The 9,763-nt window shown below is 41.6% G+C and carries 11 protein-coding genes; all 11 read left to right on the top strand.

Translation table 11 applies throughout. The features are described 5' to 3' along the window. Positions 1–254 precede the first annotated feature (254 nt). The 11 genes from OQ279_RS15720 (at position 255) to OQ279_RS15670 (ending at position 9,535) form a co-directional block, all read left to right on the top strand. Positions 255–1,487: a M48 family metallopeptidase gene (locus tag OQ279_RS15720; RefSeq protein WP_266070970.1), complete on the top strand. Its 1,233-nt coding sequence runs from the start codon at positions 255–257 to the stop codon at positions 1,485–1,487. 40 nt (positions 1,488–1,527) lie between these two features. Continuing rightward, positions 1,528–3,729 carry a RelA/SpoT family protein gene (locus tag OQ279_RS15715; protein ID WP_266070969.1) on the top strand — a complete coding sequence of 734 codons (2,202 nt, stop codon included), beginning with the start codon at positions 1,528–1,530 and terminating at the stop codon, positions 3,727–3,729. A 23-nt stretch (positions 3,730–3,752) separates the two neighbouring features. Next, complete coding sequence (locus OQ279_RS15710) at positions 3,753–4,208, top strand: Fur family transcriptional regulator (RefSeq protein WP_266070967.1); 456 nt, start codon at positions 3,753–3,755, stop codon at positions 4,206–4,208. A gap of 11 nt (positions 4,209–4,219) precedes the next feature. Further along, a complete protein-coding gene (locus OQ279_RS15705; protein ID WP_266070966.1) occupies positions 4,220–5,491 on the top strand; it encodes an adenylosuccinate synthase in 1,272 nt (423 codons plus the stop codon). 211 nt (positions 5,492–5,702) lie between these two features. After that, positions 5,703–6,317 (top strand): hypothetical protein, encoded by a 615-nt coding sequence (locus OQ279_RS15700; protein ID WP_266070964.1) that lies wholly within the window; start codon positions 5,703–5,705, stop codon positions 6,315–6,317. Continuing rightward, positions 6,314–6,613, top strand: coding sequence for a winged helix-turn-helix domain-containing protein (locus OQ279_RS15695; protein WP_266070963.1), 300 nt, complete (start codon positions 6,314–6,316; stop codon positions 6,611–6,613). Before OQ279_RS15700 ends, OQ279_RS15695 begins: the two co-directional genes overlap by 4 nt. 231 nt (positions 6,614–6,844) lie before the next feature. After that, positions 6,845–7,129 (top strand): hypothetical protein, encoded by a 285-nt coding sequence (locus OQ279_RS15690; RefSeq protein ID WP_266070962.1) that lies wholly within the window; start codon positions 6,845–6,847, stop codon positions 7,127–7,129. Positions 7,130–7,135: 6 nt separating this feature from the next. After that, positions 7,136–7,438 carry a hypothetical protein gene (locus OQ279_RS15685; protein ID WP_266070961.1) on the top strand — a complete coding sequence of 101 codons (303 nt, stop codon included), beginning with the start codon at positions 7,136–7,138 and terminating at the stop codon, positions 7,436–7,438. A gap of 84 nt (positions 7,439–7,522) precedes the next feature. Further along, positions 7,523–7,792 carry a hypothetical protein gene (locus tag OQ279_RS15680; protein WP_266070960.1) on the top strand — a complete coding sequence of 90 codons (270 nt, stop codon included), beginning with the start codon at positions 7,523–7,525 and terminating at the stop codon, positions 7,790–7,792. Between the two features lie 59 nt (positions 7,793–7,851). Next, positions 7,852–8,646, top strand: coding sequence for an oxygenase MpaB family protein (locus OQ279_RS15675; RefSeq protein ID WP_266070958.1), 795 nt, complete (start codon positions 7,852–7,854; stop codon positions 8,644–8,646). Between the two features lie 451 nt (positions 8,647–9,097). Further along, positions 9,098–9,535 (top strand): hypothetical protein, encoded by a 438-nt coding sequence (locus OQ279_RS15670; protein WP_266070956.1) that lies wholly within the window; start codon positions 9,098–9,100, stop codon positions 9,533–9,535. The last annotated feature ends 228 nt before the right edge of the window (positions 9,536–9,763 follow it).

The following is a 9,763-nucleotide window of genomic DNA, read 5'->3' as shown; positions in this document are numbered from 1 at the left end:
AGATCAAAACCTCCCAAACTTACAATTCCGAACCAAAACCCACCCCGCCTTGCAGGCACCCCTCCGGAGGAAGGGACGGTAATAAGAATATTTCTTCTTAAGGTGAAAAATTAGATTTCATATAAGTTGACTTTAGTGGTCAATCTATATCCTGAACGCACAACTTTCCACTCTCACTTTTCACAAAAGTTTTGTCCCTTTAAATCTTAATTCTTCAATAAAGATTCTGCTTATATTAGCCGAAAACAACAAATTTGACAGCAAATACTCTTTTTTGGATCATTGTAGGCATCATCATTATTGATTTTTTAGTCGATAAGATCCTGGATGCCTTGAATGCCAAACACTATAATGATCCTGTGCCCGATTCGCTTAAAGATGTTTTTGACGAGCAGGAATATGAGAAATCACAGCGGTACAAGAAATCAAACTACAAATTCGCGATGGTTTCCTCTACATTTTCGGTGGTGGTATTGTTGCTGTTCCTTTTCCTCGATGGCTTCGATTTTGTTGATACTCTTGCACGATCAGTTTCAGATAACGCTATTTTAATAGCACTGATCTTCTTCGGCATTATTATGCTCGGGAGCGACCTGTTATCTCTTCCCTTCTCGTGGTACCACACATTTGTAATTGAAGAAAAATTCGGTTTTAATAAAACGACTCCCAAAACCTTCATTTTAGACAAGCTAAAGGGCTGGGGAATGATGATCGTTCTTGGCGGCGGCATACTGGCATTAATAGTGTGGTTCTACCAGTTCGCAGGCGGTAACTTCTGGTGGTACGCATGGATATTGGTGGCGGCTTTCAGTATCTTTCTGAATATGTTCTACGCCAGATTAATAGTTCCGCTTTTCAATAAACAAACTCCACTTTCCGAAGGTTCCCTGCGGAATAAGATAGAGGCCTATGCCCAGAAAGAAGGTTTTACTCTCGAAAAGATCTTTGTAATAGATGGCTCAAAAAGAAGCACTAAGGCCAATGCCTATTTTTCGGGTTTTGGGAATGAAAAAAGGGTCACCCTTTACGACACTTTAATCAACGACCTGCAGGACGAGGAGATTGTTGCGGTTTTGGCACATGAGGTGGGGCATTACAAGAAGAACCACATCATCATCAACATGGTGATAAGCATTTTAAGCACAGGGTTTACCCTTTGGATTTTGTCTCTCTTTGTGGGCAACCCGTTGCTTTCGGAAGCATTGGGAGTGGAAAATCCAGGGTTTCACATAGGGTTGGTAGCCTTCGGGATTTTGTACAGCCCTATTTCTGAACTTACCGGGATCATCATGAACTATCTCTCCCGGAAGTTTGAATATCAGGCCGATAATTTTGCGAAACAAACCTATAAGGCACAACCTTTGATTAGTGGATTAAAGAAGCTGTCAAAAAACAGCTTAAGCAATCTTACCCCGCACCCTGCTTATGTTTTTGTACATTACTCTCATCCGCCATTGTACAAACGGTTCAGGAATCTTGAAAGGTAATTAAATTGCCTGTTTTCAATCTTAATTGTATTTTTAGATCATGACGGAAGCCGCTATAGAAAAAGAAAACAAAGACATTGCCCAGCAGTACAAGGAACTGCTGCGCATAAGCTACCAAACCCTTACCGATGATGATAAAAAGCTCATTCGGCAGGCTTTTGATGTGGCGGTAGATGCCCATAAAGATCAGCGTCGCAAATCGGGCGAAGCTTATATTTTTCACCCCATTGCCGTAGCCAAAATTGTTGCTTCGGAAATTGGGCTTGACGCGACATCTATTGCTGCTGCCCTTTTACATGATGTGGTAGAAGACACCAGCTTTACTCTTGAAGACATTCAGCAGACGTTTGGTGATACCGTAGCGCGAATTGTAGACGGGCTTACCAAGATCTCTAACCTTGAACATGATAAAGATGTTTCCCTGCAGGCCGAGAACTTCAGGAAAATGCTGCTTACGCTGAATGATGACGTGAGGGTGATTATTATTAAGATCGCCGACAGACTGCACAACATGCAGACGATGGATTCCATGCGGACAGACAAACAGGAAAAGATCGCTTCAGAAACACTTTACATCTACGCTCCCCTGGCCCACCGTATTGGTTTGTACAACATCAAAACCGAACTTGAAGACCTGGGACTAAAATATACTGAACCTGAAGTTTACAACGAGATCCTTCAGAAAATTAGGGAAAGTAAGGAAGAGCAGGACAAATACATTGCAGAATTCACTAAGGTGATTCAGGATTCCCTCGACAGGGAAAATATGAAGTACACCATCAAGGGACGGCCAAAATCGATCTACTCGATACGGCGAAAAATGAAGAACCAAAATGTCACTTTTGACGAGGTATACGACAAGTTTGCGGTAAGGATCATCTACGGAAGTGATGCTGCCAATGAGAAGTTTTTGGCATGGAAGATCTATTCAATCGTGACCGATCATTTTAGACCCAACCCTACCCGCCTGCGCGACTGGATCTCCTCCCCAAAGTCGACCGGTTATGAGGCCCTGCACATTACTGTAATGGGACCTAAAGGCCGATGGGTGGAAGTGCAAATTCGCAGTGAGCGAATGAACGAGATCGCCGAAAAAGGATATGCCGCACATTATAAATACAAGCAGGGCAACCAGGAAGACAGCCTTGATGAATGGGTAAACAAACTTCAGGAAGCCCTGGAAAATTCGGAAGTAAACGCAGTAGATTTTGTAGAGCAGTTTAAGCTGAACCTTTATTCCAAAGAGATCTTTGTATTTACACCACAGGGGGAACTAAAATCCCTTCCGAAGGGAGCTACCCCGTTAGACTTCGCCTTCAGCATACATACAGAAATTGGTTTGCGCACTCGTGGTGCCAGGGTGAACAGTAAACTGGTGCCGCTAAGCACCACACTTAAAACCGGCGACCAGGTAGAGATCATTACTTCAGAAAAAGCAAAGCCCAACTCCAACTGGCTCGACTATGCCACTACGGCACGGGCAAGGGCCAAGATTAAATCTTCCCTTAAAGAGGAAAAGAAGAATATCGCCGAAGAAGGAAAAGCCATTCTTTCAAGAAAATTACGGGCCCAAAAGATCCCGTTTAATGAAAAGACCATCAATGAACTGGTAATCTTCTTTAAGCTAAAAACAAGTCTCGACCTCTTTTACAGGGTTGGGGTGGGCACTATAGACAACCAGAAGTTGAAGGACTATGCAGCCTCACGCAGCAACGCCCTGGTAAGTTTCTTTAAAAATAAGATAAGAAAACAGGACACGGTTGAGGACATTGACCGCGATGAGATCACTGCAAAATATGACCAGCTGGTGTTTGGGCGCGATGAAGAAATTCTCGACTATAAATTGGCCAACTGCTGTAACCCTATTCCGGGAGACAATGTTTTCGGGTTTATTACGGTAAGCGAGGGTATTAAAGTCCATAAAAAAGACTGCCCCAATGCCATCCAGCTACAGAGCAATTTTGCCTACAGGATCATTCAGGCTAAATGGAAAGATTCTACCCAGGAAGAGTTCAAGGCGGTGATCAAGCTAACAGGAATAGACAATATTGGCCTGGTGAACGACGTGACCCGTGAGATCTCCAACAACATGAATACCAATATTAAAAATATTAATTTTGATAGCCAGGACGGCATTTTTACGGGCAGGATCACGGTTGTGGTCAAGAACAACAGCCTTCTTAAAAAACTCATTGAACACCTCAAAAAAATAAACGGTATAGATAAGGTGACACGTGAATAATCTTATACCTTTGCACCCATATCATGAGCAAGAAAGTAGTGAACAAAAATGACCAGGCAGTAGTAAAGAATGTCTTTACCAAATACCTGGAAGAGAAGGGACATCGAAAGACTCCCGAGCGCTTCGCCATCCTGCAGGAGATCTACAACAGCGAAGAACATTTTGACATAGAGTCGCTCTACATCAAAATGAAGAACAAAAAGTACCGCGTGAGCCGTGCTACATTATACAATACCATTGAACTGCTATTGGAGTGCGGACTTGTGCGAAAACACCAGTTTGGCAACAACCAGGCCCAGTACGAAAAATCATATTTTGACCGTAACCACGACCATATTATCTTAACCGATACAGGTGAGGTGATCGAGTTTTGTGATCCACGGGTACAGGCTATCAAGCAAACAATAGAAGAAGTGTTTGATATACAGATTAACAATCATTCCTTATATTTTTACGGAAACAAAAAAGCAACCGAATAACCTGAATTTTTATGGCAGTAGACTTACTTCTTGGATTACAATGGGGAGATGAAGGCAAAGGAAAAATAGTAGATGTTTTCACCAAACAATATAACATCATCGCCCGCTTCCAGGGAGGCCCAAATGCAGGGCACACCTTAGAATTTGATGGTCAAAAGCATGTACTTCACACCATCCCTTCGGGCATCTTTCACGAAGATGCGTTAAACCTTGTAGGAAATGGCGTGGTAATAGACCCTGTTATCTTTAAGAGAGAATTAGATAACCTGAGCAAAGCCGGGGTAGATTATAAAGACAGACTTGTAATCTCCAGGAAAGCACATTTAATCTTACCTACCCACCGTTTGCTGGATGCTGCCAGTGAGGCTTCAAAAGGCAAGGCCAAGATTGGCTCTACGTTAAAAGGAATAGGCCCTACTTATATGGATAAGACCGGCCGTAACGGAATTAGAGTTGGAGATCTTGAGTTAAGCGACTGGAAAGAAAAATACCGCACCCTGGCCGACAAGCATGAGGCTATGATAAGCTTCTACAACGTAGACGTACAATACAACCTTAGTGAACTTGAAACCGAATTCTTTAAGGCTATAGAAACCCTAAAATCGCTGCAGTTTATTGATAGTGAAGAATACCTGTACCAGGCTCAAAAAAGCGGAAAAACTATTCTTGCTGAAGGTGCCCAGGGATCTTTACTCGACATTGATTTTGGCACCTATCCGTTTGTTACTTCCTCAAATACTACCGCGGCAGGAGCCTGTACGGGTCTTGGAGTTGCTCCAAACCAGATAGGGGAAGTCTTCGGAATATTTAAAGCATACACCACCCGCGTTGGAAGTGGCCCCTTCCCTACCGAACTTTTTGACGAAGATGGGGAGACCATGGGACGTGTTGGTAAAGAATTTGGTGCAACTACCGGAAGAGCCCGCCGTTGTGGATGGCTTGATATGGTAGCATTAAAATATGCAGTACAGGTAAGTGGCGTTACCCAACTCATCATGATGAAAGCCGATGTTTTGAGCGGTTTTGACACCTTGAAGATCTGTACCGCATACAACTATCGTGGCGAAGAGATCACCCACCTGCCATACAATATTGAACATGAGAATGTAACTCCCATTTACACCCATTTCAAAGGCTGGGAGAAGGATCTCACTCAACTAAGCTCGGCAGACCAATTGCCAACTGAACTGAAAGATTATATTTCTTTTATTGAAAAAGAATTGGAGATCCCGGTAAAAATCGTTTCAGTAGGGCCAGACAGGCTACAGACCATCGAACTTTAAAAGGTCTCAAAAATGACATTTTTGAAAGGTGTTGCGAAAGCAGCACCTTTTTTTATGCTTAAACTCAATCAGCATCAATAACTGTTGTTATAATACGACCCAAATTTTCGTCAGCACCGGATTTCTGAAAAATTTAAAACCCCAGCTCATACATTTTCCTCTTGAAGATTTGAAATTATTCACTAACTTTGAAAATCAAAGTACTTTTTAAATGAAGAAGACTGAAGAAGATTATATGCAAGACCTTCGGGAGATACGGTCTATCATGGAGCGCTCTACAAAGTTCCTTTCCCTTAGCGGGGTTTCGGGCGTATTGGCAGGTGTATATGCTTTAGCAGGTGTTTATTCTGTACACGGGATTTTTGATCAACAAGAGTCTCTCCTGTACAAAACTGCTTCAAAGGAACAGGTGTTAAGCCTTTTACTAACAGGAACTTTAGTCCTGCTTTTGGCTATCACAACTGCAGTCTTTTTTTCAGTTGGCAAAGGCCGGGAACGCGGGGAGAGAGTATGGAATGCAGCCGCAAAGAGCATGCTTAAAAGTATGGCTGTTCCGCTGGTTACCGGCGGGCTTATCTCACTGATATTTTTAGCCAAAGGTTTGCTGGCATTTTTGGCACCTGTTACACTGATTTTTTATGGCCTCGCGCTCTACAATGCCGGAAATTACACCTTCAGCGATGTAAAATATTTTGGCATTGCCCAGCTGGTGCTGGGGCTGCTGGCAATATATTTTACACAGTATAGCTTGATGTTTTGGGCTGTTGGCTTCGGAATATTGCATATCATATATGGCATTTACGTGAACTACAAGTACGAAAGGTGAAAATATCTATAAATGGTTTGCATAAGGCTTTCGAGAGCAGGATACGCCTCGGCATCATGTCGGTCCTGGCTGTGAATGATACGCTTGATTTTTCTTCTCTCAAGGATTACCTCGAGGTGACAGATGGGAATTTAGCCAGTCATTTAAAAGCGCTGGAAAAAGAGCATTTTATTGAAGTGACAAAAGCATTTATTGACAGAAAACCCAATACAAAATATGCAATGACAAGATTGGGAAGAAAAGCCTTTGAAGAACACCTCACAGCACTGGAAAACCTTATCAAATCACAAAAGTAATTTTTTTGTCTATGTACTTTGAATTTCAAAGTACTTTAAAATAAATAAAACCCAGAACATGATGACGACCACGGAAATTAATCGACATTTTTTACAGCAGAATACTTCGAAGATCATGTTTAGTTATACTGCTACATCCTTTGTATTAGGAGGAGATAATCTGAAAGATCTTAATATTTAAAACGATTCCAGGAATTCCTAAACCAAAAACAACTATAAAAATCAGACGTTATGAAAACCAAAAGACTAACTGTTATCTTACTTGCCGCCACTTTTCTTTTACTTCTTCCTCTCCTTAGAATGCAGTTCAGCCAGGAAGTGAACTGGGACCTTTTCGATTTTATCGTGGCAGCCATCCTCCTCTATGGCACTGGTCTAATCATAGAATTGATATTAAGAAAGGTGAAAGACAGTCAAAAACGCCTTATCATTTGTGCCATCATTCTGGGAGTACTTTTCCTGGTCTGGGCCGAACTAGCCGTAGGTGTATTTGGAAGCCCCTTTGCCGGCAGCTAATACCGTATGGAAGCAATCCTTATTCACTCCCTGCTCCTCGCCTGCTGTCTCTCCTGTAAACCAATTCTTGCTACGGAAAATATCCCTGAAACCACTGCGATATCTTTTGATGCTGAAAAATGGCATTTTAAAGATGGTTTCAGTTTTCCTTACAGAGACAGCATGCTGAAGGATCTTATGAAAGACACAAATTTCCGAAAGCTGAAGAAGCCGGAAGTATTGAACCTTCTGGGAGAACCAACCAGGGTGGACACAAATTATCTAAAGAGTCCGGGAAAAGCGATTTGGTCTTGTGCCTTTCCACACTAAAACCATGGTTGTGAAATTTACAGGAGCAGATAGTATTGAATGGATCAGGATCCATTAATAAATAGCTAATTTTAAAAGAATAAGATGATCTGGCATAAATACATATCAAAATTGAGCGGCTGGTTATTCGGTCTGCTGTTGGTCGCTCTCGGTGTCCTCAACCTTATACTGGTACACCCTGTACCCGGCTTGATATATCTTTTTCTGGCCCTCATTTTCGTGCCACCCATGAGCCGTGCTTTTGAAAAACATTTCAGATTGTATATTCCGGTTGCGCTGAAGATCATTCTTGGTATTGTCATTCTCTGGTTTACCCTCGGAATAAGTGATCTTGCGGAGATATACGGTCTATAAAAAAGTTGGAAAACAGGCAGGAAAATTGCACAAAAGAGAGAAACGGTGAGTCCTGAAGTATGGAATATTTTGTAAAGAAAGAATCGATAGTAAGAGAGATTTGGGGTAAGAGTGATACTATCCTGGTCATTTTTGCAGGTGCATCGGCCGAGTTTGCTTTAAACAAAGCAGTAGACTGGCTGTACTTTACCGGAAAACTACCCGCCGATCCTTTAGGCCGGCTCTTTTCAACCGTAACCTATGCCAGGCAAATCGTGTTCTTCTCCCATTCCGAGGCAATAGGAGCAATCAAGAGGATCAATGCCATCCACAGCGGAGTAGAAAATCAGCGGGGCAACAAAATTCCGCAGTGGGCATACCGGGATGTACTTTTTATGCTCATTGGATATTCCATTCGAGCCTATGAACTACTGGAGCGGAAACTTTCTCAAGATGAAAAACAAGAAGTATTGGACGTCTTCTACCGGGTAGGAAAGGCAATGGAAATCGAAGACTTACCACCAAACTATAATGATTGGCTGTCACAAAGAAAACAGCACCTGGAACAGGACCTGGAAGACAGCAGGTACAGCAAAGATCTCTACCGGCAGTACAAAAAGCATCTTGGCCCTGTGCGCTACTGGTTCCTGTTAAAAGTACAGGAACTGGTATGCCCACAAAAGGTCAAAGAACTACTCCACCTGACTTCAAACCCCATCATACCACCTGCGCTAACAACCTATAAGATCATGCGGTACTTAAAACTGGACCATATTGCCAAATCACTACTACTCCCCAATGACTATAAGGACCAGATAAAAGATTTGGACAGGTTTAAAAACACGAATCAAAAACCCACTGAAGTCAGTTACTAGAAAGATTTTACTAAGGTTTTACTGAGGTTCATCGTGGTTTTATTGTAGCTTTTCTTTACGAAATTTTAAACCTGCAGAAGAACCCCTCCCCTCACTTTACCACCACATCCTGAATAAAATAGGGTCGTAAAAAGAACAGAAAAACCTGTTGTTATCCCGCAACTTTAATATGATAAAACACTATATTAGTTTTCATATAACGAGTTATGCGCAAGCCAAAAAAAGAAATATGCGTAAAAGAACATTTTTCGGACTTCTCATATTGCTGTCTATTTTTGTAGTTGGCTTCCTGATCTTTCGGACCAGTCCTGAATCACAAAAGACCACCAAGAATTCGGATAATTTCAACATAACTCTAAACCACGACGAGACAAGCCAAATTTTCAAGACGTTGATTGAATATCGAACTATAACGCCAGACAGTATTATCAACTCGAAATTATTGCCTTTTTTGGTTCACGAAAAAGAATATACAGAAGATGGACACCCACTACCGTCTCCGCCGCCTTCATTAAACGGAACTTACATTGACGGAGAATACCTGATTCGTTTTTTAAATTCAGATGAGTTTATTAGAGAACCGGGATTTGAAAACAAAGATTTCTTTTCTAAAGAAGCGGATCTAAAACATTTGAAAGGACAAATTGAGAATTCGAAAAAATGGGCAAAGGAAACTGACTTAAAAGATTATTACTTGGCCTATAAAAATGATAGGAATGAAAAAGAGGGTTATCATTTTTATACACCTCTTTTTAATAATGACAGTACAGAGGTCTATATACAGGTAGATTTCTATGAAGGAGTTTATGGTGACGGAACTGGATATTTCCTTATAAAGGAGAATGGCACCTGGAAAGTTGTTGGATCAACTGGAATATGGATAACATAACTAAAAGATAAAGGCCAGCGCATAACAATGAATAACACAAATTGCGGAATACCTTCCAAAAATGGCATTTTTGAGTACCTTTAAAAAGCAGTCTCTAACGGACAAATCCAAGTCACCAAGCCGCAACTTGCGTTATTCGGGACGTTGTAACACATTCCCCACATGAAGAAACTCCATTAATTTCTTCGGCTAACGGGTTGCAGAATATCACCTTCCTGTATTAAATTT

Origin of the sequence: Salinimicrobium profundisediminis (assembly GCF_026241755.1) — a bacterium.
Classification (GTDB): Bacteria; Bacteroidota; Bacteroidia; order Flavobacteriales; family Flavobacteriaceae; genus Salinimicrobium; species Salinimicrobium profundisediminis.
Note: the sequence above shows the minus strand (reverse complement) of the source record. Positions and strands in the feature narration are given on the sequence as shown.

Bases quoted from the DNA above. Each gene is read 5' to 3' on its own strand.
- OQ279_RS15715 (WP_266070969.1), top strand. From the start codon at position 1,528: ATGACGGAAGCCGCTATAGAAAAAGAAAACAAAGACATTGCCCAGCAG.
- OQ279_RS15710 (WP_266070967.1), top strand. From the start codon at position 3,753: ATGAGCAAGAAAGTAGTGAACAAAAATGACCAGGCAGTAGTAAAGAAT.
- OQ279_RS15705 (WP_266070966.1), top strand. From the start codon at position 4,220: ATGGCAGTAGACTTACTTCTTGGATTACAATGGGGAGATGAAGGCAAA.
- OQ279_RS15700 (WP_266070964.1), top strand. From the start codon at position 5,703: ATGAAGAAGACTGAAGAAGATTATATGCAAGACCTTCGGGAGATACGG.
- OQ279_RS15690 (WP_266070962.1), top strand. From the start codon at position 6,845: ATGAAAACCAAAAGACTAACTGTTATCTTACTTGCCGCCACTTTTCTT.
- OQ279_RS15685 (WP_266070961.1), top strand. From the start codon at position 7,136: ATGGAAGCAATCCTTATTCACTCCCTGCTCCTCGCCTGCTGTCTCTCC.
- OQ279_RS15680 (WP_266070960.1), top strand. From the start codon at position 7,523: ATGATCTGGCATAAATACATATCAAAATTGAGCGGCTGGTTATTCGGT.
- OQ279_RS15675 (WP_266070958.1), top strand. From the start codon at position 7,852: ATGGAATATTTTGTAAAGAAAGAATCGATAGTAAGAGAGATTTGGGGT.